The sequence below is a fragment of the Streptomyces yerevanensis genome (assembly GCF_000716805.1).
In the GTDB taxonomy this organism is placed as follows: Bacteria; Actinomycetota; Actinomycetes; order Streptomycetales; family Streptomycetaceae; genus Streptomyces; species Streptomyces flaveus.
The window spans coordinates 130,125-155,544 of record NZ_JNWJ01000009.1; the positions used below are offsets into that span (position 1 = coordinate 130,125).

22 protein-coding genes and 1 riboswitch are annotated in these 25,420 nt (G+C 68.1%); of the genes, 11 read left to right on the top strand and 11 right to left on the bottom strand.

What is annotated here, in order from left to right:
• Window positions 1–219: 219 nt before the first annotated feature.
• The 4 genes from OP79_RS11680 (at window position 220) to OP79_RS11695 (ending at window position 4,799) form a co-directional block, all read left to right on the top strand.
• Window positions 220–1,200 carry a tetratricopeptide repeat protein gene (locus OP79_RS11680; protein ID WP_033320035.1) on the top strand — a complete coding sequence of 327 codons (981 nt, stop codon included), beginning with the start codon at window positions 220–222 and terminating at the stop codon, window positions 1,198–1,200.
• 126 nt (window positions 1,201–1,326) lie between these two features.
• Window positions 1,327–1,977: a peptide deformylase gene (gene def, locus OP79_RS11685; protein ID WP_033320036.1), complete on the top strand. Its 651-nt coding sequence runs from the start codon at window positions 1,327–1,329 to the stop codon at window positions 1,975–1,977.
• A 369-nt stretch (window positions 1,978–2,346) separates the two neighbouring features.
• Window positions 2,347–3,432, top strand: coding sequence for an epi-isozizaene synthase (gene cyc1, locus OP79_RS11690; RefSeq protein ID WP_078491748.1), 1,086 nt, complete (start codon window positions 2,347–2,349; stop codon window positions 3,430–3,432).
• A complete protein-coding gene (locus OP79_RS11695; RefSeq protein WP_033320038.1) occupies window positions 3,429–4,799 on the top strand; it encodes a bifunctional albaflavenone monooxygenase/terpene synthase in 1,371 nt (456 codons plus the stop codon). The genes cyc1 and OP79_RS11695 overlap by 4 nt, the downstream gene beginning before the upstream one ends.
• 30 nt (window positions 4,800–4,829) lie before the next feature.
• Here OP79_RS11695 and OP79_RS11700 read toward each other — a convergent pair whose 3' ends face one another.
• Complete coding sequence (locus OP79_RS11700) at window positions 4,830–5,807, bottom strand: GlxA family transcriptional regulator (protein ID WP_033320039.1); 978 nt, start codon at window positions 5,805–5,807, stop codon at window positions 4,830–4,832.
• Between the two features lie 176 nt (window positions 5,808–5,983).
• On the opposite strand from OP79_RS11700, the gene OP79_RS11705 reads away from it, so the two are divergent.
• Complete coding sequence (locus OP79_RS11705; RefSeq protein ID WP_211270772.1) at window positions 5,984–6,220, top strand: hypothetical protein; 237 nt, start codon at window positions 5,984–5,986, stop codon at window positions 6,218–6,220.
• Here OP79_RS11705 and OP79_RS11710 read toward each other — a convergent pair.
• Window positions 6,133–7,140, bottom strand: coding sequence for a ribonucleotide-diphosphate reductase subunit beta (locus tag OP79_RS11710; RefSeq protein WP_033320041.1), 1,008 nt, complete (start codon window positions 7,138–7,140; stop codon window positions 6,133–6,135). The two genes, OP79_RS11705 and OP79_RS11710, sit on opposite strands and share 88 nt — an antisense overlap.
• A gap of 2 nt (window positions 7,141–7,142) precedes the next feature.
• Window positions 7,143–9,512, bottom strand: a complete 2,370-nt coding sequence (locus OP79_RS11715; RefSeq protein WP_033320042.1) for a ribonucleoside-diphosphate reductase subunit alpha — start codon at window positions 9,510–9,512, stop codon at window positions 7,143–7,145.
• A gap of 144 nt (window positions 9,513–9,656) precedes the next feature.
• Window positions 9,657–9,797, bottom strand: a riboswitch (cobalamin riboswitch).
• Between the two features lie 101 nt (window positions 9,798–9,898).
• Between OP79_RS11715 and OP79_RS11720 the strand changes: the two genes are divergently transcribed.
• A complete protein-coding gene (locus tag OP79_RS11720; protein ID WP_033320043.1) occupies window positions 9,899–10,138 on the top strand; it encodes a ribbon-helix-helix protein, CopG family in 240 nt (79 codons plus the stop codon).
• Between the two features lie 6 nt (window positions 10,139–10,144).
• Here OP79_RS11720 and OP79_RS11725 read toward each other — a convergent pair whose 3' ends face one another.
• The 7 genes from OP79_RS11725 to OP79_RS11750 form a co-directional block, all read right to left on the bottom strand.
• Window positions 10,145–10,651 (bottom strand): GNAT family N-acetyltransferase, encoded by a 507-nt coding sequence (locus OP79_RS11725; RefSeq protein ID WP_033320135.1) that lies wholly within the window; start codon window positions 10,649–10,651, stop codon window positions 10,145–10,147.
• Window positions 10,652–10,714: 63 nt separating this feature from the next.
• Window positions 10,715–11,704, bottom strand: coding sequence for a nucleoside hydrolase (locus OP79_RS11730; protein WP_033320044.1), 990 nt, complete (start codon window positions 11,702–11,704; stop codon window positions 10,715–10,717).
• A 68-nt stretch (window positions 11,705–11,772) separates the two neighbouring features.
• Complete coding sequence (mctP, locus tag OP79_RS11735) at window positions 11,773–13,401, bottom strand: monocarboxylate uptake permease MctP (protein WP_033320045.1); 1,629 nt, start codon at window positions 13,399–13,401, stop codon at window positions 11,773–11,775.
• A complete protein-coding gene (locus OP79_RS11740; RefSeq protein WP_078491738.1) occupies window positions 13,398–13,697 on the bottom strand; it encodes a DUF3311 domain-containing protein in 300 nt (99 codons plus the stop codon). Before OP79_RS11740 ends, mctP begins: the two co-directional genes overlap by 4 nt.
• Before the next feature lie 127 nt (window positions 13,698–13,824).
• Window positions 13,825–14,025 (bottom strand): CstA-like transporter-associated (seleno)protein, encoded by a 201-nt coding sequence (locus OP79_RS51540; protein WP_078491739.1) that lies wholly within the window; start codon window positions 14,023–14,025, stop codon window positions 13,825–13,827.
• A complete protein-coding gene (locus tag OP79_RS11745; protein ID WP_033320047.1) occupies window positions 13,997–16,135 on the bottom strand; it encodes a carbon starvation CstA family protein in 2,139 nt (712 codons plus the stop codon). Before OP79_RS11745 ends, OP79_RS51540 begins: the two co-directional genes overlap by 29 nt.
• Before the next feature lie 243 nt (window positions 16,136–16,378).
• Window positions 16,379–17,143, bottom strand: coding sequence for a GntR family transcriptional regulator (locus OP79_RS11750; RefSeq protein WP_033320048.1), 765 nt, complete (start codon window positions 17,141–17,143; stop codon window positions 16,379–16,381).
• Window positions 17,144–17,568: 425 nt separating this feature from the next.
• Here OP79_RS11750 and OP79_RS11755 point away from each other — a divergent pair, with 425 nt between their 5' ends.
• The 4 genes from OP79_RS11755 to OP79_RS11770 all read left to right on the top strand — a co-directional run bounded on the left by OP79_RS11755 (window position 17,569) and on the right by OP79_RS11770 (window position 22,345).
• Complete coding sequence (locus OP79_RS11755) at window positions 17,569–18,852, top strand: extracellular solute-binding protein (RefSeq protein ID WP_033320049.1); 1,284 nt, start codon at window positions 17,569–17,571, stop codon at window positions 18,850–18,852.
• A gap of 140 nt (window positions 18,853–18,992) precedes the next feature.
• Window positions 18,993–19,982, top strand: coding sequence for a carbohydrate ABC transporter permease (locus OP79_RS11760; RefSeq protein WP_033320050.1), 990 nt, complete (start codon window positions 18,993–18,995; stop codon window positions 19,980–19,982).
• Between the two features lie 5 nt (window positions 19,983–19,987).
• Complete coding sequence (locus tag OP79_RS11765; protein ID WP_033320051.1) at window positions 19,988–20,836, top strand: carbohydrate ABC transporter permease; 849 nt, start codon at window positions 19,988–19,990, stop codon at window positions 20,834–20,836.
• 9 nt (window positions 20,837–20,845) lie between these two features.
• The gene (locus tag OP79_RS11770; protein ID WP_033320052.1) at window positions 20,846–22,345 is read left to right on the top strand and encodes a glycoside hydrolase family 3 protein; all 1,500 of its coding nucleotides are present in this window, start codon (window positions 20,846–20,848) and stop codon (window positions 22,343–22,345) included.
• Between the two features lie 96 nt (window positions 22,346–22,441).
• On the opposite strand, the gene nagB is transcribed toward OP79_RS11770, so the two are convergent.
• A complete protein-coding gene (gene nagB, locus OP79_RS11775; protein WP_033320053.1) occupies window positions 22,442–23,227 on the bottom strand; it encodes a glucosamine-6-phosphate deaminase in 786 nt (261 codons plus the stop codon).
• Between the two features lie 545 nt (window positions 23,228–23,772).
• On the opposite strand from nagB, the gene OP79_RS11780 reads away from it, so the two are divergent.
• Window positions 23,773–25,239 (top strand): sensor histidine kinase, encoded by a 1,467-nt coding sequence (locus OP79_RS11780; RefSeq protein WP_033320136.1) that lies wholly within the window; start codon window positions 23,773–23,775, stop codon window positions 25,237–25,239.
• The last annotated feature ends 181 nt before the right edge of the window (window positions 25,240–25,420 follow it).

Consider the following 25,420-nt stretch of genomic DNA (forward strand, 5'->3'; position numbering starts at 1 on the left):
ACCGTCCCTCGGCGGCCTCGTCAACCGCCGGACCGGCATGGACCCGGGGGAGGGAGGGGAGAGAGGAGGTCAGGCGGTCTGACCCCGGTCCAGGCTGGGTAACCCCTGGGTAATGAGCGCCCGTCCGGCCGTACGTGGTTGGATGCGAGGAAGAGGACAACAGGGGGCACAGTCCAGCCCGAGGCTGCACGCTCTTCGACGAACTGGCAGGCGGGAATCGTGAGGATCTTCGGCAAGGGACGGCACCGGCCCTCCGCCTCATGGCGGCAGGCCACCGACCGCGCGTTCACGCTGATCGGCGACGGCCGGTACGAGGACGCGGGCGCGCTGCTCACGCGCGCGGCGGACCTGGAGCCCTGGCTGTCCGAGTCCTGGTTCAACCTCGCCCTGCTGCACAAGTTCCGGCACGACTGGGAGCAGGCGCGAGCCGCAGGTCTCAGGGCCGTGGCGCTGCTCGACCGGGAGACTGGGGCGCCCGACTGGTGGAACGTGGGCATCGCGGCCACCGGCCTGCAGGACTGGCCCCTCGCCCGCCGGGCCTGGCAGGCGTACGGGCTGAAGGTGCCCGGCGGCGCCACCGCCTCCGGAGAGCCCGTCGGGATGGAGCTGGGCAGCGCGGCCGTACGGCTGTCGCCCGAGGGCGAGGCCGAGGTCGTATGGGGGCGCCGGCTGGACCCGGCCCGGATCGAGGTGCTGTCCATTCCGCTGCCGTCCTCCGGGCGGCGCTGGGGCGAGGTCGTCCTGCACGACGGCGTACCGCACGGCGAGCGGACCACCGCCGCCGGGCACGCGTATCCCGTGTTCGACGAGATCGAGCTGTGGGCGCCCTCACCGGTCCCCACCTGGGTCGTACTCCTGGAAGCGGAGACCGAGGACGACCGGGACGCCCTGGAGCGGCTCGCGGCCGACGCCGGCTTCGCCGCCGAGGACTGGTCGTCCTCGGTGCGACTGCTGTGCCGTATGTGCTCGGAGTCCCGCATGCCGTCCGACGAGGGCGACGGCGAGCATCTCGACCCGCACGACCACAGCGAGCCCGGGCATCCCGGGCCGCTCGGCCATCGCACCGACGGGTCGCTGTGGATGCCCGAGCGGGAGTGCGGGTTGGCTGCGCCGGCCTCGCTGGTGAGGGGCCTGCTCGACGGGTGGGTCGCGGACAGCCCGGACACCCGTGACTGGCGGGATCTGGAAGAGGTCTGTTAGACGGCTGCGCGCCTTACGGGGGCTGGACGGCTGCGCGGCCTCGCGGGGCGCGGAAAGCCGCTCAGCCGTCGCCGTAGGCTGTACCCGAACTTTTTCTTGAGGATCCCAGGAAGGCAAACGTCGGTCATGGCGCAGCAGGACACCGATCAGCAGCACGCGGGCGTGCTCCCCGTGGACGACGAAGGCTTCGTCATCGACACGGAGGACTGCGAGGAGCGCGAGGCGGCGTATCGCGAGCGCGGCACCTCGCGGCCCATCACGGTCGTCGGGAACCCCGTGCTGCACAAGGAGTGCAAGGACGTCACCGACTTCGGCGAAGAACTGGCCAAGCTGGTCGACGACATGTTCGCCAGCCAGCGCACCGCCGAGGGCGTGGGCCTGGCCGCCAACCAGATCGGCGTCGACCTGAAGGTCTTCGTCTACGACTGCGGGGACGACGAGGGCAAGCGCCACGTCGGCGTGGTCTGCAACCCGAAGCTGGTGGACCTGCCCGCCGACCAGCGCCGCCTCGACGACGGCAGCGAAGGCTGCCTGTCCGTGCCGACCGCGTACGCGCCGCTCGCCCGCCCCGACTACGCCGAGGTCACCGGGCAGGACGAGAAGGGCAACCCGATCAAGGTGCGCGGCACGGGCTACTTCGCGCGCTGCCTCCAGCACGAGACGGACCACCTGTACGGCTACCTCTACATCGACCGGCTCTCCAAGCGTGAACGCAAGGATGCGCTGCGGCAGATGGCCGAGAACGAACCGCGCTACCCGGTCGTGGCCAACGACTGACCCTGCGCGCCCGCTGACGATCCCGTGTCGACCGCCTTGTGAACGGCGACTGAACGGCTGCCGAACGGCCGGGACAGAAAACGACAGTTGGGGCCCACGTATCTCCCCGTGAACGACGCCTGGTCGGGAATCCCTCCCGACCAGGCGTCGTTCGTGTGTCCGTCGGGCGTTCGATCCCTTTTGTTCTTCATAGAACTAAAACAAGTCACGCAAGAGGGCGTTCTCGGCACTATGGGGTAGTGCGGGGAGCAGATCTGTTCCCTAACAGTCGGTTGTGGTGCTTCATGGAAGGGCGGGGATAGGCAAACGACACATGCCCAGCAGAGCGAGAGGGGCATATGTCAACAGGCGGCTGAGAGGGGTTTGTTCGTGCCTGCTTTCTCACAGAGCACCGCAACAACGCACACCCGGATCACGGTTCCACCGGCGCTCACCCTCCCGGTGATCGAGACCGAGTTTCCCCGAAAACTCCACCCGTATTGGCCCAGGCTTCAGGAGAACACCCGAGCCTGGCTACTGGAAAAGCGCCTGATGCCGCCCGACAAGGTGGCGGCTTACGCCGATGAGCTGTGCTACACGGACCTGATGGCCGGCTACTACATCGGTGCCCCGGACGACGTCCTCCAGGCGATCGCGGACTACAGCGCGTGGTTCTTCGTCTGGGACGACCGGCACGACCGTGACGTGATCCACAAAAGGCCGGTGGCCTGGCGACGTCTTAAACATCAGCTGCACGCGGCCCTCGACTCACCCAGGGACTATCTGCACCACAGGGACCCCCTGGTCGCGGGGTTCGCGGACAGCATGGTGCGGCTGTACTCGTACCTGAGCAAGCGGTGGAACGCCCGCTTCGCGCGGCATTTCCACGCGGTCATCGAGGCGTACGACCGGGAGTTCCACAACCGTACGTCGGGAATCGTGCCCACCGTCGAAGACTATCTCGTACTGCGGCGGCTGACGTTCGCGCACTGGATCTGGCTCGATCTGCTGGAGCCGAGCGCGGAATACGAACTCCCCACCGCCGTACTGAAGAACCCTGCATACCGGCGGGCGGCCCTTCTGTGCCAGGATTTCGCCGCCTGGTACAACGATCTGTGCTCACTCCCCAAGGAAATCGCGGGAGATGAGGTCCACAATCTCGGAATCAGCCTCATTCACCACGAGGGGCTGACGCTGAACGAGGCCATCACGGAAGTACGGCATCGAGTCCAGGGCACCATCACCGAATTCCTCCTCGTGGAAAATGAGGTATTGCGGTACGCCGACCGGCTCGACAACGGATCCCCGCGCGGCGCCGCATTAGCGGCTGCCGTACGGGCGTGTCTGTTCAACATGCGGAACTGGTTCAGTTCCGTTTACTGGTTCCACCACGAGTCCGGCCGGTACCGGGTCGACAGCTGGGACGACCGCTCCACACCCCCCTACGTCAACAATGAAGCGGCAGGTGAGAAATGACCGTCGAGTCCGCACAACCCGAGGCGACCGAGGCCGCCTCGAAGCCGCTGGAACCCGAATTCGCCGGGGGCGCACTGCCCGTTCTCGGCCACAGCTGGAAGATGGCGCGCGACCCGGTGGGTTTCTTCACCCGGCTGCGCGACCACGGCGACATCGTCCGGATCAGGCTGGGACCGAAGACGGTGTACGCCGTCAACAGTCCGGAACACACCGGAGCTCTGGGCCTGAGCCCCGACTTCGGGATCGGCGGACCGCTGTGGGACACCATGGAAGTCCTCCTCGGCAAAGGAGTCGTGACCAGTAACGGCGCCCGGCACCGGCGCCAGCGGCGGACGATCCAGCCACCACTGCGCATGGACGCGATCCAGCGGTACGAGTCGGTGATGGTCGAGGAGGCCCGCGCCCTCGCCGAGCGCTGGGGGTCCGGAGACCCCGTCGACGTCACGGCGGAGGCCTTCCGTACCTCCATCCGCATCATGGCCCGCTGCCTGCTCAGGACCGAGAACATCGACGAACTCGCCAACCGGCTGAACGCCGCGCTGAACATCGTGATCACGCGAATGTTCCGGCGGATGTGCCTGTCGTTCGGGCCGTTCTACCGGCTGCCGCTCCCGTCCCACCGCGAATTCGACCGCGCGCTGGCCGAAATGCACCGACTGGCCGACGAACTCATCGCCGAGCGCCGCCGCGTCCCCATGGAGGGCCACGATTTGCTGTCGGCCCTGCTCGAGGCGAAGGACGAGAATGGCGAGCCGATCAGCGACCAGGAGTTGCACGACCAGGTCATTTCGCTCCTCACGGCAAGCACCGAAACGACCGGGGTCCAGTTGATGTGGCTCCTGGACCTGCTCACCGAGCACCCGGAACACGCGGAGCGACTGCGCGAAGAAGTCGAATCCGTCGTGGGTGACCGGACGATCACGATCGGCGACGTCAGGAAGCTCACGCACACCAACAATGTCATCACCGAGGCGCTCCGGCTGCGCCCGGCGGTGTGGATACTGACCCGGCGGGCATTCGCCGAAACCGAACTCGGCGGGTACCGCATTCCGGCCGGTGCGGATGTCGTCTACAGCCCGATGGCCGTCCAGCGCGATCCGAGGTCGTACGAGCGGCATCTGGAGTTCGACCCCGACCGCTGGCTACCGGAACGCGCCAAGGACGTCCCGAAGTACGCGAACGTTCCGTTCAGCGTGGGCAACCGCAAGTGCCCCGGCGACCACTTCTCCATGGCCGAACTCGCCATCATCCTGGCGACGGTGATCCCGAAGTTTCGCTTCGAGTTCCTGCCCGAGGCAGACCGCTCGACCCATATCGGCCTCACGCTCCAGCCCACCCGGCTGTTGCTGAAGGCCGTACCGCGCTGAACCGCGCACCGATCAGCGGGCGGCGCACGTTCAGGCGACCTCGGGCTCGGCCCGCGGGCCCCTGAACGTGCGCCGGTAGGCGTTGGGGGTGGTCCCCAGCGCCCGTACGAACTGATGCCGCAGTGCCGCCGCCGTACCGAACCCCGTGCGGCCCGCGATCGCGTCCATCGTCTCGTCCGTCGCCTCCAGCAACTGCTGGGCCAGCAGCACCCGTTGGCGCAGGATCCAGCGGTACGGCGTGGTGCCGGTCTCCTGCTGGAAACGGCGCGCGAAGGTACGCGGGGACATGTGCGCACGGGAGGCGAGCTGCTCGACGGTCATCTCCTCGTCGAGGTGGCGCTCCATCCACACCAGGACCTCGCCGACCGTGTCGCACGAGGAGAGGGGCAGCGGGCGCTCGACGAACTGGGCCTGGCCGCCGTCCCGGTGCGGCGGCACGATCATCCGGCGGGCGATCTTGTTGGCCACCTCCGTGCCCTGTTCCTTGCGGACGATGTGCAGACAGGCGTCGATACCGGAGGCGGTGCCGGCCGAGGTGATCACCGGGTCCTCGTCGACGTACAGCACATCGGGTTCGACGATCGCCCGCGGATGGCGGAGAGCGAGCTCGTCCGCCTGCCGCCAGTGCACCGCGCAGCGCCGTCCGTCGAGGAGCCCGGCCGCGCCCAGCACGAAGACACCGGAGCAGACGCTGAGCACGCGGGCGCCGCGGCCTGTGGCCCGGCGCAGGGCTTCGAGCAGCTCGGGCGGGTATTCGCGCCCGATGTAGTCGCTCCCGGCCGGTACGGCGATCAGGTCGGCCTCTTCGAGCCGGTCGAGGCCGTACGGCGTGGAGACCGTGAACCCGGCGACATGGGTGCTGAGCGACGGGCCCTCCGCGGAGGCGACCGCGAAGTCGTACCCGGGCAGGCCCTCGTCGCTGCGGTCGAGGCCGAACACCTCGCAGAGGACGCCGAGTTCAAAGGGATGCACACCGTCGAGCAGGACGGCGGCCACGTTGCTCAGCATGACCCACCTCGCATGGATGCGCAGGTCAACAGGGACTTCGGCCGGGGGTCCGGGGGGTGTCCCCCGGGATGGCACAGCAGCATGCCGCCAGTATGCCCGAGAGATGGCAGGAATTCGAGGGTGTGCGGCAGTCCTGCCACTGACGGTAAGGAGCAATCGGCGCGACAGTGGTGTCCATGGAAACGACACGCATGGAAGCCCTGATCGGAATGCTCACCGTCCTCGGAATCCTCGTCCTGCTCGTCCTCCCCGCAGTGATCGGCATCGTGCGCGACCGGCGCATCGACCGTCAGCTCAGGGAGGCCGAGCAGGGACACCCGGAGGATCAGAAGTCCTCGTCGAAGCCCACCGAACCCTCCACCGCCACCTGGTACGCCGATGGCCGCCGCTCGAAGAAGTTGGTCAGCTCCTGAACGCCCTGCAACTCCATGAAGGAGAAGGGGTTCTCGGCCCCGTAGACGGGTGCCAGGCCGAGGCGTACGAGTCGCTGGTCGGCGACGCACTCCAGGTACTGGCGCATCGAGTCGGTGTTCATGCCCGGGAGACCGTCACCGCACAGGTCGCGCGCGAACTGCAGCTCGGCCTCGACGGCCTCCCGGAGCATGTCGGTGATCTGCCGGTCCAGCTCCTCGTCGAAGAGATCCGGCTCCTCCTTGCGGACGGTGTCGACCACGTCGAAGGCGAAGTTCATGTGCATCGTCTCGTCCCGGAACACCCAGTTGGTGCCGGTCGCCAGGCCGTGCAGCAGGCCGCGGCTGCGGAACCAGTAGACGTACGCGAAGGCACCGTAGAAGAACAGACCCTCGATGCACGCCGCGAAACAGATCAGGTTGAGGAGGAATCGGCGGCGCTCGGCTTTACTCTCCAGCCGGTCGATCTTCTCCACCGAGTCCATCCACCTGAAGCAGAACTCCGCCTTCGCGCGGATGGACGGGATGTTCTCGACCGCGTCGAACGCGGCGGCGCGGTCCTCCGGGTCGGGGAGATAGGTGTCGAGCAGCGTCAAGTAGAACTGGACGTGCACGGCCTCCTCGAAGAGCTGACGGCTCAAGTAGAGCCTCGCCTCGGGGGAGTTGATGTGCTTGTACAGCGTCAGCACCAGGTTGTTCGCGACGATCGAGTCGCCGGTCGCGAAGAATGCGACCAGACGGCCGATGAGGTGCTGCTCGCCGGGTGACAGTTTCGCGAGATCTGTCACATCCGAGTGGAGGTCCACCTCCTCCACGGTCCAGGTGTTCTTGATCGCGTCCCGGTAGCGCTCGTAGAAGTCGGGGTAGCGCATGGGGCGGAGGGTCAGCTCGAAGCCCGGGTCGAGCAGGTTCTTGTCACTCATGATTACTGGCAGGCCTCGCAGGACTCGGGGTTTTCCAGGGAGCAGGCGACCGCGTCGGGGTCGGCGGCCTGCTGTACGGGGACGGGGGCGGCGGCCGAGGAGGAACCGGCCGCGCGGGCGATGCGGGTCGCCGGACGCGAGCGCAGGTAGTACGTCGTCTTCAGGCCCGACTTCCAGGCGTACGCGTACATCGAGGAGAGCTTGCCGATGGTCGGCGTCTCCAGGAAGAGGTTCACGGACTGGGACTGGTCCAGGAACGGGGTGCGGGCCGCGGCCATGTCGATGAGCCCGCGCTGCGGGATCTCCCACGCCGTGCGGTAGAGCCGTCGTACGTCCTCGGGGATCCAGGCGAAGTCCTGCACCGAACCGTTCGCCTCGCGCAGCGCCTCGCGGGTGCGGGCGTCCCAGACGCCCAGCTCCTTCAGCTCGTTCACCAGATACGAGTTGACCTGGAGGAACTCGCCGGACAGGGTCTCGCGCTTGAAGAGGTTGGAGACCTGCGGCTCGATGCACTCGTAGACGCCGGCGATGGAGGCGATCGTGGCGGTGGGCGCGATGGCGAGGAGGAGGGAGTTGCGCATGCCGGTGGTGGCGATGCGCTCGCGCAGGGCCGCCCAGCGCTCGGGCCAGGTGAGCTCGACGTCGTAGTGGTCGGGGTGCAGCACACCCCGGGCCGTACGGGTCTTCTCCCAGGCCGGAAGCGGGCCGCTGCGCTCGGCGAGGTCGGCGGAGGCCTCGTACGCGGCGAGCATGATGCGCTCGGCGATGCGGGTGGAGAGGGCCTTGGCCTCGGCCGAGTCGAAGGGAAGCCGCAGCTTGAAGAAGACGTCCTGGAGGCCCATCGCGCCCAGGCCCACCGGGCGCCAGCGCGCATTCGACCGGCCCGCCTGCTCGGTCGGGTAGAAGTTGATGTCGACGACGCGGTCGAGGAAGGTGACGGCGGTACGGACGGTGGCGTCGAGCCGTTCCCAGTCGAGATCATCGGTCGTCATATCGACAAAGGAACCCAGATTCACGGACCCCAGATTGCAGACCGCCGTCTCCCCGTCGTCCGTCACCTCCAGGATCTCCGTGCAGAGGTTGGAGGAGTGGACTGTGTGGCCGGGCAGGGCGGTCTGGTTGGCGGTGCGGTTGGCGGTGTCCTTGAAGGTCATCCAGCCGTTGCCGGTCTGCGCGAGGGTGCGCATCATGCGGCCGTACAGATCGCGGGCCGGGAGGGTCTTCCTCGCGAGGCCGTCCGCCTCCGCCTTGCGGTAGGCGGCGTCGAACTCCTCGCCCCACAGGTCGACCAGTTCGGGTACGTCGGAGGGGGAGAACAGGGACCACAGGCCGTCCTCGTCGACCCGGCGCATGAACTCGTCCGGGATCCAGTGCGCGAGGTTGAGGTTGTGCGTACGGCGGGCGTCCTCACCGGTGTTGTCGCGCAGCTCCAGGAACTCCTCGATGTCGGAGTGCCAGGTCTCCAGGTAGACGGCTGCGGCACCCTTGCGCCGGCCGCCCTGGTTCACGGCGGCGACCGAGGCGTCGAGGGTCTTCAGGAACGGGACGATGCCGTTGGAGTGCCCGTTCGTGCCGCGGATCAGCGCACCGCGGGAACGGATCCGGGAGTACGCGATGCCGATGCCGCCCGCGTGCTTCGAGAGCCGGGCGACCTGGTGATAGCGCTCGTAGATGGAGTCCAGCTCGTCCTTGGGGGAGTCGAGGAGGTAGCAGGACGACATCTGGGGGTGCCGCGTACCGGAGTTGAAGAGGGTGGGGGAGGAGGGCAGGTAGTCGAGCCGACTCATCAGGTGGTAGAGCGCGGCGACTTCGTCGACGGACCGGATGCTGTCGTCCTCGGCCAGTCCGGAGGCGACGCGCAACATGAAGTGCTGGGGCGTCTCGATGACCTCGCGGGTGATCGGGTGCCGCAGGAGGTACCGGCTGTGGAGCGTACGCAGCCCGAAGTAGCCGAAACGGTCGTCGGCCTGGGGGTCGATGAGCGAGTCGAGCCGCTCGGCGTGGATGCGTACGAACTCGGCGGTCCGCTCGGCGATGAGCCCTTCCTGGTGCCCCACGGCGACGGACTCGGTGAAGGACGTGACGCCCTGCGAGGCGGCCTCGGCGCGGATGCCGATGGTCAACAGGCGGGCGGCCAGCCGCGAGTAGGCGGGGTCCTCGGAGATGAGGCCGGCCGCCGCCTCGGTGGCCAGCTCGCGCAACTCCGTCTCGTCCGCGCGGGCGGACCGGCCGCGCAACGCGGCGGCGGCGACCCGGCCGGGGTCGGTGTCGGGGAGGTCGGCGGTCAGCTCGGTCAGGGTCCGCAACAGCGCGGTTCCGGGACTGTCGGTCTCCAGGGCTGCTGAAACCGGTTCGGCTGGCGCGATGGTCACGTGGGGCTCTCCCTCGCTCGGCAAGGGGCCTGCGGGGAGAGGGGGTTCGGGGCACACGGGCGTACGCGCTCTGCGACAGCGGGACGCCGCGTCCACCGGCCCACTCCGCGAGGCCCGGACGGTCATGGTCGCCCGGACCGGATTGGCCTGGGCGCGCTGTCGGCAGGTCCTCGGACTGACGCTCGCGCACGGCCAGTCCCGGGGACAGACATGCACAAGTACACCGTTGCGGGACAGTTCCGGATTCGCACCGGATTCCCCTGCGGCGACAGCGAGCATGAGCATACATCTTGTGCTGGGCTACGGAAGTGCACCCCACATGTTGTGTTGCATCGCGGAACCTCGATGGGACGCGACAGGCGAAGGCGTTGCGTTACGGTGCCTCCATGACGCCGGAGACCATCAGCTTGCGCCTGGACGAAGAGACGTATCGCGAGCTGGAAGAGCTGGCCGCCGCCTGGCGCGTCACTTTGGCAGAGGCCATCGGAGTGGCTGTGCACGAGGCGTACGTCCGGGAGCAGTACCGGCGTGCCGCCGCCGAGCTGGACGAGTGGCGCAACAACCCTGCCTATCGGGCGGAGGTCGCTGACGCGCGGGCGGAGGTTGAAGAGCCGCGTGTTTGGTGACGGCCGCTACAGCTCCAACTCGTAGGCCAGCAGGCTGATGTCGTCGAGGTGCGGGATCGGGTTCCAGTCGCGTTCCGGAGTGCGGGTGAAGCCGAGCCGTTCGTAGATGCGATGCGCGGAGTGCATGGCCCGCTGGGTGGAGAGCACGATGCGTACACAACCGGGAGTGGCCCGTGCCCGATCGACGCAGGCGTGTACGAGCGCCTCTCCGACACCCCGGCCACGAGCCTCCGGGGCGACGGCGAGCATCCGTATCTCGGCCTCATCGGGGCCCGAGATGTCGGCCATCGGTCCGCCGGACGGTACGAAGGTCACGCCGCCCAGCACGCGGTCGTGCTCGACGGCGATCAGCACATCGGCTGCGGCGGCCCGCTTCGCAACGTCCCGCAGCTCCCCCAGGTACCAATCACTCTCGCCGAAGTCGAGCAGGCCGTCCCCGAGATAGGCCTGCGCGGTGATCTCGCCGAGGGTCTCGTACTCGTCGGGCATCGCCTGCCTGATCGTGATGTCCATGGCTTGCAGTGTGCCGGAGAGGTACGACAACGGCCTGTGGATTTCGCCGCGGCCCTGTGTGGCTCAGCCCACCCCTGGCCACTGAGGCAGCGTCGCCGCGAAGTCCTTCGTGAAGTCGCGGGTGCCCGGCCCCAGGGCCACGCGCCCCGCGACGGCCGTGCGGGCGGTGAGCACGGGGGAGTCGGCGTAGTAGACACGCTGTGCGGCCGAGGGAATGAACACGGTCTTGCCGCGGGTCAGTTCGCTCGCGGACTCGACGATGACGGCGCCCTCCGCGGCGGTGATGAACGATTCGTCCGCGCACACCCCCACCGCGAGCGGATCGTGCAACGGGCAGGCGTCGCCCCCGCCGTGGCGGAGGTACGCGTCCATGTACACCCGCAGCAGCCGGACGGCGAGCGCCGTGCCCGGGCCCGCCGCCTCCAGGACGGCCAGGTCGGCGGGCCCGAGCAGGCAGCGGTGCGAGGCGTCCAGGTCGACCATCGTGAACGGGATGCCGGAGGAGACGACCACCTCGGCGGCGTCCGGGTCGGCCCAGATGTTGAACTCGGCGACCGGAGTGATGTTCCCGGGCACCTGCGCGGCGCCGCCCATGAACACGAACTTCTTGACGCGGTGGGCGAAGGCCGGGTCCTCCAGGAGTGCGATCGCCACGTTGGTGAGCGGGCCCGTGGCGCACACGGTGAGTTCGCCCTCGTACTCCCGGGAGAGCCGGATGAGGGCCTGCGCCGAGGACTCCGGCAGGTGGGCGGCCGTGGAGTCGGGCAGCGTCTCGTTGCCGAGGCCCGCCTTGCCGTGGAAGGCGGACGCGGACGTGTACGGGAGGCGGGTCAGGGGGCGGCCCGCGCCCCGGTGGACCGGTATGTCGGCGTCGATGCGCATTGCTCGGGCCAGGGCCCGGGCGTTGAGGTAGGTCTGCTCGGCGGGGAGGTTGCCTCCCACGGAGGTGTAGGCCTTCAGGTCCCACAGCCCCGTACCGAGCAGGTACTGCAGGGCCAGGGCGTCGTCGATGCCGGGGTCACTGTCGAGGACGATCGGTGAGCGAAGGGTCACAGCGGCCAGCGTAGCCGTGACCGGCTGGGCCGCCAGGGGGCGGCGGACTCCCCTGGCGGCCCCGGCGCTTAGTGCCCGGCCCCAGCCGTAGCCGGAGGCAGCTCCACCTGCACCCCCGCATCCCCCGCGTCCGCCGTGTAGTCCCCCGGAGACGTCTCGTCGATGCCGTCCGGCGCCTTCGCCGCCTTCAGTACGAAGGTCAGCACCACCGTCACCACCACGTTCAGCACGAACGCCGTCAGGCCGATGTAGCCCATCTCGCCGAGCCCCGGAATCTCCGCGTTGGAGCCGCCGAAGTGCTTCTGGGTCGGGGAGGCGACCCCGTACGCGGCCACCGTCCCGTACAGCATGCCGACCGCCCAGCCCGCGAGCAGTGCCCAGCGGTGGAACCAGCGGGTGAACAGGCCGCCGACCAGGGCCGGGAAGGTCTGGAGGATCCAGATGCCGCCCAGGAGCTGGAAGTTGATCGCGACCGTCTTGTCCATGGTCAGGACGAAGGCCAGCGCGCCCACCTTCACAAGGAGCGAGACCAGTTTCGAAACCTTGGTCTCCTGGGCCGGAGTCGCATCGGGCTTGATGAAGTCCTTGTAGATGTTGCGGGTGAAGAGGTTCGCCGCCGCGATGGACATGATCGCCGCCGGTACGAGCGCGCCGATGCCGATCGCCGCGAACGCCACACCCGCGAACCAGGCGGGGAACATCGTCTCGAAGAGCTGAGGGATCGCCAGCTGCCCGTTCTCCACCTTGATTCCGGCCGCGATCGCCATGAAGCCGAGCAGCGCGAGCAGGCCCAGCATCAGGGAGTACAGCGGCAGGATCGTGGTGTTGCGGCGGATCACCTCACGGCTGCGCGAGGACAGCGTCGCCGTGATCGAGTGCGGGTACATGAACAGCGCGAGCGCGGAGCCCAACGCCAGCGTGGCGTACGTCCACTGGCCCGCCTCGGCCGGGACCAGCGCACCGCGCGGCGCCCCTGTCGCCTCGTTGGTCTGGCTGTACGCGTCGCTGGCCGCGGCGAAGATGTCGTCGAAGCCGCCCAGCTTGATCGGGATGTAGATGATGGCCACCGCGATCACGATGTAGATCAGGGTGTCCTTCACGAACGCGATCAGCGCGGGGGCGCGAAGCCCCGACGAGTACGTGTACGCCGCCAGCACGCCGAAGGCGATGAGCAGCGGCAGGTCCTTGATGAACCAGTTCGTGTTCTCGCCGCCGCCGACGCCCATCACGTCAAGGACCGCCTGGATGCCGACCAGTTGGAGTGCGATGTACGGCATCGTGGCGAGGATGCCGGTGACGGCCACCGCCAGCGACAGGCTCTTCGAGCCGAACCGCCCGCGTACGAAGTCCGAGGTCGTCACGTACCCGTGCTTGTGCGACACCGACCACAGCCGCGGCAGGAAGGTGAAGATCAGGGGGTAGATGAGGATCGTGTAGGGCACGGCGAAGAAGCCGGCCGCGCCCGCCGCGTAGATCGCCGCCGGGACCGCCACGAAGGTGTACGCCGTGTAGAGGTCGCCGCCGAGCAGGAACCAGGTGACCCAGGTGCCGAACGACCGCCCGCCCAGGCCCCATTCGTCGAGGCTGTTCTCGTTCTCGGCCCTGCGCCAGCGCGAGGCCAGGAAGCCCATGACCGTGACGGCCAGGAAGAAGAAGATGAAGACGGCGAGTGCGACGCCGTTCACGCCGTCGTTCATGCCGACGCACCCCCGTTCTGGGAGGCCTCGGACCGGTCGGCCTTGCGGGCGCGCTGGTCACGCTGCCACAGCTGGTACGCGATCATCGTGAGCGCCGTGGAGATGAGCACCCACAGCATCTGGTACCAGTAGAAGAACGGGATGCCGATGAAGGCCGGGTCGACCTTCGCGTACGAGCCCACCCAGAGCATCGCCACGAACGGCGCGAACAGGCAGAGGGCGATCACCACACGGACCGGCGTCACCACCGGTGGTTTCACTTCAGACGCTCTTGGCGCATCGGACGTTTCTGACATATGGCGACTCCGTCCCCTCACTGATCACCTTGCAACGCGCAGGAAATCTAAGGGACAGTTCCGCCTCATGGAACCCCCGTCCGGAATACGGAAATAAATGTGCGCATTCCGTGGCGACCGCGTGTGATCAGCAGCAACGGAACCCCTGCCGTGGATCCGACTCCTGACGCTCCGTGCGCTCCCGCTCGAACTCGCGGCGGGACGGTACAAGTGCGTCCGGATGTGCCGTACGGATATGGGTGACGTAACGGTCGTACGCGGACTCGTCGGTCAACTCCCGTACGTACCACCGCACGGACCTAAGAACCCGAAGCAGCCCCGACAGCATCGCGTTCCTCCTCCTTCTCCTCCCGGGTCGGGATCAGCCCGGCCGGGGCGACGATCTTCGACTCCACGTACGGCGCCTCGCTGAGCGTGGACAGCGCGGGACGGCGTACATGCCTGATGCATACCCTGGTCGCGTCCACGATCACGATCACGATGAGCAGCGCGAGAACCGCCGAAAGAACGCCGTCCACCGTGGAGTTGGTGACGACGGTACGCATGTCGTCCATGTTCTTGGCCGGCGCGAGCACCTCGCCCCGGTCGATGGCGTCCTGGTAGACCGAGCGCTGCTTGAAGAAGCCGACGCGCGGATCGCTGGAGAACACCTTCTGCCAGCTCGCCGTCAGCGTCACCGTGGCGTCCCAGGCGAGCGGAACCCCGGTGACCCAGGCCCACTTGAGGCGCCCGGACTTCACCAGCAGCGTCGTACAGACGGCCAGTGCGACCGCCGCGAGCAACTGGTTGGAGATGCCGAAGATCGGGAACAGCTGGTTGATGCCGCCGAGCGGTTCATGGACGCCCACCCACAGGAAGTAGCCCCACAGACCGCAGACGATGCCGCTGGTGATGACGAGCCCGGGCTTCCAGCTCACGTTCTTGAAGGGCTTGTAGACGTTGCCCAGGGTGTCCTGGAGCATGAAGCGGCCCACACGCGTGCCGGCGTCGAGCGCGGTCAGGATGAACAGCGCCTCGAACATGATCGCGAAGTGGTACCAGAACGCGCGCAGGCCGCCCCCCGTCACCTGGGAGAAGATCTCCGAGACGCCGATCGCGAGCGTGGGCGCGCCGCCGGTCCGCGACAGCAGCGACGCCTCCTCGACGTTCCGCGCCGCCGCCGCCAGATCCTCGGGGGATATTTGGTAGCCCCAACTCCCCACCACCTGCGAGGCGTTCTGCACCGAGTCCCCGATGACACCGGCCGGCGCGTTCATCGCGAAGTACAGACCCGGGTCGATGATCGACGCCGCGATCAGCGCCATGACCGCGACCGAGGACTCCATGAGCATGGAGCCGTACCCGATCATCCGTACCTGCGTCTCCTTCTGGATCATCTTCGGCGTCGTACCCGAGGAGATGAGGGAGTGGAAGCCGGACAGCGCCCCGCAGGCGATGGTGATGAAGACGAACGGGAAGAGCGAGCCCGCGAAGACCGGACCGTCACCGCGTGAGGCGAAGTCCGTGACCGCGTCCATCTTCAGCGTCGGCAGGGCGATCACGACGCCGAGCGCGAGCAGGAAGATGGTGCCGATCTTCATGAACGTGGAGAGGTAGTCGCGCGGCGCCAGCAGCATCCACACGGGCAGGATCGAGGCGATGAAGCCGTACGCCACCAGCCAGATCACCAGCGTCGAGGGCGCCAGCGTGAAGGTGTCGGCCCACGACGACTCCGCGACCCACCGCCCGGCCACCAGCGCGAGCAGCAGCAGCGCGATGCCGATCAGCGAGACCTCACTGACCCGTCCCGGCCTGAGGACCCGCAGATAGAAGCCCATCAGCAGGGCGATCGGGATCGTCATCGCGATGGAGAAGGTGCCCCAGGGCGACTCGGCGAGGGCGTTGACGATGACCAGCGCCAGCACACCGAGCAGGATGATCATGATGGCGAAGGCGGCGAGCAGGGCTGCGGCGCCGCCGAACGGGCCGATCTCCTCGCGCGCCATCTGCCCGAGCGACCTGCCGTCGCGGCGCGTCGAGAAGAACAGCACCACCATGTCCTGTACGGCGCCCGCGAAGATCACGCCGACGATGATCCAGATGGTGCCGGGCAAGTAGCCCATCTGCGCGGCCAGTACGGGCCCCACCAGCGGGCCCGCGCCGGCGATCGCCGCGAAGTGATGGCCGAGCAGCACGCGCCGGTCGGTCGGATGGAAGTCGATGCCGTTGTTGAGCCGCTCGGCAGGCGTGGCCCGGGTCTTGTCGACCTTGAGGACCTTGTTCGCGATGAACTTCGAGTAGAAGCGATAGGCGATGGCGTACGAGCCGAGAGCCGCCGCCACCATCCAGGCGGCCGACACCTCCTCGCCGCGCGAGAGCGCCAGTACGGCCCAGCCCGCCGCGCCCACCAGCGCGACGAGCGTCCAGATGACGATGGATCGAGTGTTCGCAGTGCGCACCGGGTCGTCCTCCCGTCCATGCGATGACGGGGAGGACCGTAAAGCAGGTGAGGGAACAGTGCCACACCGCGTGCACCAGTAGTTTTGCGTCGTACGAACTGGCGTGCCCCGCAGGGACTTTGAGGGTCCTACTCCTGAGGGCGCTTCAGCCGCGCCACGCTGCATTGTCCCGGGGGCTGTGACATTGGCGGCTCCGCCGCGGGCCCCCGGACCCCCAGCCGAACACCGCGTTACCCCCGGCTTCTACTCTGCGGGGCGCTTCAGGCGGGCGACAAACTTGTACCGGTCTCCCCGGTACACCGACCGCACCCACTCCACCGGCTGGCCGTCCTTGTCCAGCGAGTGCCGCGACAGCATCAGCATGGGCAGGCCCACGTCCGTGCCGAGCAGGCCGGCCTCGCGCGGATTGGCCAGGGAGGTCTCGATGGTCTCCTCGGCCTCGGCGAGACGGACGTCGTACACCTCGGCCAACGCCGTGTACAGCGACGTGTACTTGACGAGCGACCTGCGCAGCGCCGGGAAGCGCTTCGCGGACAGATGCGTCGTCTCGATCGCCATCGGCTCGCCGTTGGCCATGCGCAGCCGCTCGATGCGCAGCACACGGCCGCCCGCCGAGATGTCGAGGAGCTCGGCGAGGGTGTCGTCGGCGGTGACGTAGCCGATGTCCAGGAGTTGCGAGGTGGGTTCGAGGCCCTGGGCCCTCATGTCCTCGGTGTACGAGGTGAGTTGGAGCGCCTGCGAGACCTTCGGCTTGGCGACGAAGGTGCCCTTGCCCTGGATGCGCTCGAGCCGCCCCTCGACGACGAGTTCCTGGAGTGCTTGGCGGACGGTGGTGCGCGAGGTGTCGAACTCGGCGGCCAGCGTGCGCTCCGGCGGTACCGGCGTGCCCGGTTGCAGCGTCTCCGTCATGTCGAGGAGATGCTTCTTCAGGCGGTAGTACTTGGGCACGCGTGCGGTACGGACGGTCGCCCCGTTCTCGTTCTCCGCACTGCTGACGTCGGTGCTCATGCTCCGCCTTCCCGGCTCCGTGCGCCGAAGCGACCGACACCCGCCGGTCACGGCTCACATCGTGGCACGGCTTTCCGTCCGAGGCGGCCCTCGCACGCTCCGTGATCTCCTCTGTATACCTTCGCGTCCCTTCCTGGTCTAGTCCACCCTGTAGAAGGGGGCCGTCTGAGTGGTCTACTTCAAGCGCGCGGGTTGCGTTGCTGTTTTCGCCAGCTTCTTACTTAAAGGTCCCTGCATATGTAGGTCGCATAACGGCTGGTCGGAGGGGGCTCGGCACCCTTGACACCCCTCTAGGTCTAGGCCAAGCTCTGGCCACTGGTCTACACCATTGGTCCAGGTCCCGGCCCCACGGGCAGTACACGTCGTACTCGTCGTTTGTCACGGCGGTGGGCAGGGGGGTTTGTGGCATCCCTGAGGAGGGTGGCGTGAAGCGCAAGCTGATAGCCGCGATCGGTATCGCGGGCATGATGGTCTCCATCGCGGCATGCGGGGACAGCGACGACAAGGCCGGGGGCAGCGCGGGGGCGGACGCCAAGGAGCTGACCGTCTGGCTCACGGTGGACGCGCAGAACAACTGGCCCGAGCTGGTGAAGGCCGCCGACGCGACAGTGAAGAAGAAGCACCCCGGCATCAAGATCAAGCACGAGTACTACGGCTGGCCCGACAAGAACGCCAAGCTCGACGCTGTCCTCGCCACCGACAAGGTCCCCGACGTGGTCGAGATGGGCAACACCGAGATGCTCGGCTACATGGTCAAGGGCGCCTTCGCCCCCGTCGACCCGGCCAAGTTCGACAACTCGGACGCCTGGCTCGACGGCCTCAAGGACTCGGTGACGTACGAGGGCAAGACGTACGGCGTGCCGTACTACGCCGGTGGCCGCGTCGCCAACTGGCGCAAGGATGTGGCGAAGTCGGCCGGAGTGAAGTCCACGCCGAAGACCTACGAGGAGCTCACCGCCGCCCTCGACAAGATCCAGAAGAAGCAGGGCGACAAGTTCAGCGCCTGGTACCAGCCGACCCGCGACTGGTACGCGGCCATGTCCTTCGTGTACGACGCCGGCGGCTCCATCGCGGTCGAGTCCGGCGGCGAGTGGAAGGCCAACCTCTCCTCGCCCGAGTCCATCAAGGGCCTCGAGGAGTTCAAGTCGGTCATCGACAAGTACATGCACGGCGACAAGACCAAGGACGAGTCCGACCGTTACATCGTGTACGGGCAGGGCAAGTCCGGCATGATCTTCGGCGCCGCCTGGGAGGGCGCGACCTCCGAGGTCCCGGAGAACGACAAGACCGGCAAGCTCAAGGGCAACCTGGAGAACTTCGTCCTGCCCGGCCCGTCCGGCAAGAACATCCCGGTCTTCCTCGGCGGCTCCGACCTCGCCGTCCCGGTGAAGTCCGACGCGCAGGCCGTCGCCGCCGAGTGGATCAACGCGTTCGCGGGCTCCTCCGGTCAGAAGGGCCTGATCGAGAAGGGCAACCTGCCCAACAACAAGACCGACCTCGCCACGCTGAAGAGCGACCCGGCGACGGTGGTCCCGGCCACCGCGGCCGAGTCCAACTGGTTCGTCCCGATGGCACCGGGCTGGGGCCAGGTCGAGAAGGCCCAGATCCTGCAGACCATGCTGCAGGACATCGGCACCGGCAAGAAGTCGGTCGAGGCGGCCGCGAAGGAAGCGGACGCCGCGATCGACAAGGTGATCAACACCAAGTGAGGTGAGGGCAGGGCCTCGGCGGACCCCACACGGGGGACGGGGCCCTGCTTCTCGTACGACTTCGGGGATCGGCTCTTCCTTGAGTGCTCCCCGCTTCGGGGCTTTCCCGTACGACCTGAGGGACCGCTGAGGAGCACGCGATGAGTGCCGCAGACACCACCACCTCCCCCAAGGTGCCGCCCGCGCGGCCGGCACCGCCACCACCGGCTCGTGCGGAGCCGCCGCGAAGGAAGCGGACCTCGGGCGGGACAGCCGTGCCCTGGGCGCTGCTCGCGCCCTGCCTGCTGGTCCTCGTGCTCGTCCTCGGCTATCCGCTCGTCCGCCTGGTCACCCTCTCCTTCCAGAAGTTCGGGCAGTCCCAGCTCTGGGGCTTCCAGCCCGCGGAGTCCGTCGGCTTCGACAACTTCACCAAGGTCCTCGGGGACGGCGAGTTCTGGGCCGTCGTCGTCCGCACCATCGTCTTCGCGGGCGGCGCGGTCGTCTTCACGATGGTCATCGGCATGCTGATCGCGCTGCTGCTGCAGCGGGTCTCCGGCTGGGTGAAGACCCTCATCAACATCGCCCTGGTGGCGAGTTGGGGCATGCCCATCATCGTGGCCACCACCGTCTTCAAGTGGCTCTTCGACTCCGACTACGGCGTCTTCAACGCGGTACTCAGCAAGCTCCCGGGCGTCGACATGATCGGCCACAACTGGTTCGCGAGCGGACCGCAGGGCCTGGCCGTGATCATGCTGCTGGTGGTCTGGGGCGCGGTGCCGTTCGTGGTCATCACGCTCAGCGCCGGGCTCACTCAGGTGCCCAAGGAGATGGAGGAGGCGGCCCGGTTGGACGGCGCGGGAGGGTGGGGCGTCTTCCGGTACGTCACGCTCCCGATCCTCAAGCCGATCATCGTGATGCTCACGACGCTTTCCGTCATCTGGGACATGGGCGTCTTCCCGCAGGTCTTCGTGATGCGTGGCGGCCATCCCGAGGCCGAGTTCCAGCTGCTCACCACGTACTCGTACGACAGGGCGTTCGTGGTCAACGACTACGCCCAGGGCTCGGCGATCGCCCTGATCACCGTGCTGTTGCTCTTGGGTGTGGTGGCCGTCTACATGCGTCAGATGCTGAAGATCGGAGACGTCGAATGAGCAGTATGAGCGCGACCACCGTGGCTCCCCGGCGTCCGAGGAAGTCCAAGCTGGGCTGGAACCTGCTCGGCCTGTTCGTCTTCGTGACGGCCGGCTTCCCCGTCTACTGGATGCTGAACACGGCGTTCAAGCCGGCGAAGGACGCGATCGACCCGGATCCGAGCCTGCTGCCCACGGCGATCACTTTCTCGAACTTCAGCCGTGCGCTGGACATCGCGGACTTCTGGGGCCCGGTCGGCCGCAGCCTCGTCGTGTCCCTGACGGTGGTGGTGATCGGCATCGTGGTCGGCATGCTGGCCGCCCTCGCCATCTCCCGCTTCGCGTTCCGTGGCCGGAAGGTCGTGATCGTGGGCATCCTGGCGGTCCAGATGGTCCCGCTGGTCGCCATGATCATCCCGGTTTTCCTGCTCCTCAACGACCTCGGTCAGTACGACAAGTTGACGGGCCTGATCATCACGTACCTGACCTTCATCCTCCCCTTCACGGTGTGGACGCTGCGCGGCTTCATCGTCAACATCCCGCGGGAACTCGAGGAGGCGGCGATGGTCGACGGTTGCTCGCGCACCGGCGCCTTCGTCCGGGTGGTCTTCCCGCTGCTGGCCCCTGGCATGGTGGCGACCTCGGTCTACGGCTTCATCCAGGCGTGGAACGAGTACCTGTACGCCCTGATGCTGATGAGCCAGCAGAACCAGACCGCGACCGTCTGGCTCGGCAACTTCACCACCAAACACGGCACCGAGTACGCCCCGATGATGGCCGGTTCCACGATGATGGCCGTGCCGATCGTCGTCCTCTTCCTCCTCGTCCAGCGCAAGATGGCCGCGGGCCTCACCGCGGGCGCCGTGAAGGGATAACGCTACCCGATGACGACACTCACCACTGGTGCGTCCACCTTGACGCGCAACGCCCTGACGGTCCTCCAGCCCGGTTTCACGGGCAAGACGGCCCCCGACTGGCTGCTGCGGCGGCTCGGGGAGGGCTTGGCCTCCGTCGGCCTCTTCGGCCGGAACATCGCCTCTTCCATCCAACTCGCTTCCCTGACCGCCCAGTTGCGCGCGGAGCGCGACGACGTCCTGGTCGCCATCGACGAGGAGGGCGGTGATGTCACACGCCTGGAGGTGCGTACGGGGTCGTCGTTCCCCGGGAACCACGCGCTGGGCGCGGTGGACGACGCCTCGCTGACCGAGGAGGTGGCCTTCGAACTCGGCCGCCGCCTCGCCGAGTGCGGCGTGAACCTCAACTGGGCGCCCTCCGCCGACATCAACTCCAACCCCGGCAACCCCGTCATCGGCGTACGTTCCTTCGGCGCCGACGCCTCCCTGGTCGCCCGGCACACGGCCGCGTACGTCTCCGGCCTCCAGTCCGCCGGAGTCGCCGCCTGCACCAAGCACTTCCCGGGCCACGGCGACACGGCGGTCGACTCGCACCACGCGCTGCCGCGCATCGACGCGGAGTTGTCGGTCCTGCACTCCCGCGAGCTGGTCCCGTTCCGCGCGGCCATCGAGGCGGGGACGCGCGCGGTGATGACCGCGCACATCCTGGTTCCGGTCCTGGACCCGGATCTCCCCGCGACCCTCTCGCGCCGCATCCTGACCGGGCTGCTGCGCGAGGAGCTGGGCTACAACGGTCTGATCGTCACCGACGGCATGGAAATGCAGGCCATCTCCGGCACGTACGGCATCGAACGGGGCAGTGTCCTCGCGATTGCCGCGGGCGCCGACGCCATCTGCGTGGGCGGAGGGCTCGCGGACGACGCGACGGTGCTGCGCCTGCGGGACGCGCTGGTCTCGGCGGTGCGCGAGGGGCAGCTGTCAGAGGAGCGACTGGCGGATGCCGCCTCCCGGGTGCGGGCGCTGGCTTCCTGGACCTCGGGAGCGGCCGGGGGTGCGCCGGGGGGCGGACCAGGGCGGGGCGGGGCTTCGCCGGTGGGCCTGGTCGCGGCTCGGCGGGCGCTGACGGTGACGCGTGCGGAGCGCTTCGCTCCGGTCACCGAGGCTCCGTACGTCGCCGCGTTCACCCCCGTCGCCAACATCGCCGTCGGCGACGAGACTCCGTGGGGCATCGCCGCCGAACTCCGCCGCCTGTTCCCCGGCACGGAGACGGGAAGTTTCGCGGGGGAGCGGTCCGCGGCCGAGGCGCTGGAGTCCGCCGGCTCCCGCCGTATCGTCGCCGTGGTCCGCGATGCCCACCGCCACGCCTGGATGCACGAAGCCATCGACACCCTCCTCGCCGCCCGACCCGACACGATCGTGGTCGAGATGGGCGTACCCCAGTCCCCGCCGCGAGGCGCGCTGCACATCGCCACGCACGGGGCGGCCCGTGTCTGCGGTCTGGCGGCGGCGGAGGTCATCGCCGGGGCGTGAGCCGACGGCCACGCCCACCCGAGCGAGGCAAGCGACAAACAAGGTGCCGGGCCCCACGGAAGGGGCCCGGCACCTTCGTACGCCCGGAGGCGAACCCTAAATGCCCTGCCAGTCCGGCTTGTTGGCGTACGTGTGCCGGAAGTAGTCGGCGTGCTTCAGCTCGGAAGCCGCCGCCTCGTCCACGACGACCGTGGCATGCGGATGCAACTGGAGCGCCGAGGCGGGACACACCGCGGCCACGGGCCCCTCGACCGTCGCCGCGACGGCATCCGCCTTGCCCTCGCCCGTGGCGAGCAGCACCAGATGCCGCGCCTGAAGAATCGTCCCGATCCCCTGAGTGATGACGTGATGCGGAACCTGCTTGATGTCCCCGTCGAAGAACCGCGCGTTGTCGACCCTGGTCTGCTCGGTCAGCGTCTTGATCCGCGTACGCGAGGCGAGTGACGAGCAGGGCTCGTTGAACCCGATGTGCCCGTCGGTCCCTATGCCGAGCAACTGGAGATCGACCCCGCCGGCCTCCGTGAGCGCCTTGTCATACGCCTCGCACGCTCCCTGCACATCCGAAGCCGCCCCGTCCGGCCCCATGAACGCCCCGGCTGCCAGCCCCAGCGGCTCCAGCACCTGACGCCGCAGCACGGAACGGTACGACTCGGGATGCTCGGCCGGCAGCCCCACGTACTCGTCGAGCTGCGCGATCCGGGCCCGCGAGACATCCACGGCTCCGGCGCTCACCTTCGCCGCCAACGCCTCGTAAACGGGCAGCGGAGTCGAGCCGGTCGCCACGCCGAGCAGGGCGTCGGGCTTGCGCCGGAGCAGCGCCGCCATGGCCTCGGCGATGAGCTCGCCACCTGCCGCGGCGTCCGGAACGATGACAACTTCCACGCTGGGCCTGCCGTTCTGAAGGAGGGGGACTCAACGAACTCAACGACATCTGTGGTTTAGACCAATCTAGCAGAACTGCGATCTGCTCCCGCTTCTGAACCGTCCGGGGTTAGGGTGCGTGGTGGATACTGAGCGCGAGGTTGTTGGATAAATAGACAACAACAAACATCCGTCAACGCATGGACACGGTGGAGTGGTCTAGTCCACAATTGCGGAGACAAGCTTGAAAGCGCAACGGAACGATCAAGCAGTCTGACCGACCAAGCCTCCGCCTTCCCCGCACAGGAAGGCGGACCGAGGAACCGGGGCTCTCTGCCCTGACTGCACCGGCTCCTCATCCTTCGGCCGACCGGGACCGCACACCCCACGGCCGTTGCTGCTCCGGGCTGCGGTGCCGGGAGGGTTGAGGGTCCCTCTCAGGCGCCGCGGCCCGCGGGTGCCGCATCATTCCGGGGGACGACCCCCGGACCCCCAGCCGTTTGCTCGCCGAGCCATGTTTTCGGGCCATGTCCGAGTGCCCAGGTACGCTCGCACACGTGCCCTCCATGAACGACCTCGTCCGCCAGCACACCGCCCTCGGTGATTCCGATCTCGAGTGGCTCCACCTGCTGGTCTCGGAGTGGCAGCTTCTCTCCGACCTCTCCTTCGCCGACCTCGTCCTGTGGGTCCCCACGCGCGACGGCACCCGCTATGTCTCCGTGGCCCAGATGCGGCCCAACACCGGCCCCACCTCGTACCAGGACGACATGGTCGGCCACCTCGTCCCCCGCGGCCGTCGCCCCATGCTGGACATCGCCCTGGACGAGAGCCGGATCGTGCGTGAGGGCGACCCGGAGTGGCGTGAGGAGGTTCCCGTACGGGTCGAGTCCATCCCCGTGAGCAGGGAGGGCCGCGTCCTGGGCGTCATCGCCCGCAACACCAACCTGCTCACCGTGCGCACCCCTTCACGCCTCGAACTGACCTATCTCCAGAGCGCTTCCGACCTCGCGCAGATGATCGCGGCGGGCTCCTTCCCGTTCCCGAACCAGCAGGTCGACATGGACGCCTCGCCCCGGGTGGGCGACGGCCTGATCCGGCTGGACGCGGACGGCGTCGTCCAGTACGCGTCGCCGAACGCGCTGTCCGCGTACCACCGCCTGGGCCTCGCCTCCGACCTCGTCGGCCACCACCTCGGCAGAACCACCTCCGAACTCGCCCCGTCCCGGGGTCCGGTGGACGAGGCGCTGGCCAAGGTCGCCAGCGGCTGGGCGCCCCGCGAGTTCGAGATCGAGAGCGACGACGGCGTGATCCAGCTCCGCGCGATTCCGCTCAAACCCAAGGGCACGCGGGTCGGTTCCCTCGTACTCCTGCGGGATGTCACCGAACTCCGGCGCCGCGAGCGCGAGTTGATCACGAAGGACGCGACCATCCGGGAGATCCACCATCGGGTGAAGAACAACCTCCAGACGGTCGCGGCCCTGCTGCGGCTCCAGGCCCGCCGTATCGACTCCGACACGGGCCGCGAAGCCCTCGAAGAGGCCGTACGCCGTGTCGGCTCGATCGCGATCGTGCACGAGACGCTCTCTCAGAACCTGGACGAGCGCGTCGAGTTCGACGAGATCGCCGACCGTGTACTCGCCATGGTGGCCGAGATCTCGCCGGGCAAGGTCACGGGCCGGCGCACCGGCCGCTTCGGCATCCTCGACGCCGAGGTCGCCACCCCGCTCTCCATGGTCCTCACGGAAATTCTGCAGAACGCGCTCGAGCACGGTTTCCGCGAGGGCGACCGCGGCACCGTCGAGGTCTCGGCGGTCCGCGGCGGCACCACCGCGGAGACCCGGCTCCTGGTCACCGTCCAGGACGACGGCATCGGCCTCCCGCAGGGCTTCGACCCGCAGCGCTCGGGCAATCTCGGCCTGCAGATCGTACGGACCCTGGTGGAGGGCGAGTTGGGCGGTACGTTCGACATGGTCCCGGCACCCGAGCGCGGTACGCAGGTGATCCTGGACATCCCGGTGCGGGTGCGCAAGTAACGCACGCGGACGCAGGAGGTAGGACGCAGAAGTCACACCAGTGGTCACACACAGCAATGAGCCCCGGATCACTGAGTGATCCGGGGCCAGTGCTCGTGTGCTATGCGCTTGCGCATCGGCGGGGTACTGCGCGCTGCGGCTCGGGGGCGGGAGATGCGTACTCGCCGTACGCGCCGCCAAG

Excerpts from the sequence above, each read along its gene's own strand:
- OP79_RS11750 (WP_033320048.1), bottom strand. The coding sequence starts at position 17,143 with ATGAGCACCGACGTCAGCAGTGCGGAGAACGAGAACGGGGCGACCGTC.
- OP79_RS11780 (WP_033320136.1), top strand. The coding sequence starts at position 23,773 with ATGAACGACCTCGTCCGCCAGCACACCGCCCTCGGTGATTCCGATCTC.
- def (WP_033320036.1), top strand. The coding sequence starts at position 1,327 with ATGGCGCAGCAGGACACCGATCAGCAGCACGCGGGCGTGCTCCCCGTG.
- OP79_RS11695 (WP_033320038.1), top strand. The coding sequence starts at position 3,429 with ATGACCGTCGAGTCCGCACAACCCGAGGCGACCGAGGCCGCCTCGAAG.
- OP79_RS11700 (WP_033320039.1), bottom strand. The coding sequence starts at position 5,807 with ATGCTGAGCAACGTGGCCGCCGTCCTGCTCGACGGTGTGCATCCCTTT.
- OP79_RS51540 (WP_078491739.1), bottom strand. The coding sequence starts at position 14,025 with ATGCTGTCGGGGCTGCTTCGGGTTCTTAGGTCCGTGCGGTGGTACGTA.
- OP79_RS11725 (WP_033320135.1), bottom strand. The coding sequence starts at position 10,651 with ATGGACATCACGATCAGGCAGGCGATGCCCGACGAGTACGAGACCCTC.
- OP79_RS11710 (WP_033320041.1), bottom strand. The coding sequence starts at position 7,140 with ATGAGTGACAAGAACCTGCTCGACCCGGGCTTCGAGCTGACCCTCCGC.
- OP79_RS11720 (WP_033320043.1), top strand. The coding sequence starts at position 9,899 with ATGACGCCGGAGACCATCAGCTTGCGCCTGGACGAAGAGACGTATCGC.
- OP79_RS11770 (WP_033320052.1), top strand. The coding sequence starts at position 20,846 with ATGACGACACTCACCACTGGTGCGTCCACCTTGACGCGCAACGCCCTG.
- OP79_RS11760 (WP_033320050.1), top strand. The coding sequence starts at position 18,993 with ATGAGTGCCGCAGACACCACCACCTCCCCCAAGGTGCCGCCCGCGCGG.
- OP79_RS11765 (WP_033320051.1), top strand. The coding sequence starts at position 19,988 with ATGAGCGCGACCACCGTGGCTCCCCGGCGTCCGAGGAAGTCCAAGCTG.
- OP79_RS11705 (WP_211270772.1), top strand. The coding sequence starts at position 5,984 with ATGGAAACGACACGCATGGAAGCCCTGATCGGAATGCTCACCGTCCTC.
- mctP (WP_033320045.1), bottom strand. The coding sequence starts at position 13,401 with ATGAACGACGGCGTGAACGGCGTCGCACTCGCCGTCTTCATCTTCTTC.
- OP79_RS11740 (WP_078491738.1), bottom strand. The coding sequence starts at position 13,697 with ATGTCAGAAACGTCCGATGCGCCAAGAGCGTCTGAAGTGAAACCACCG.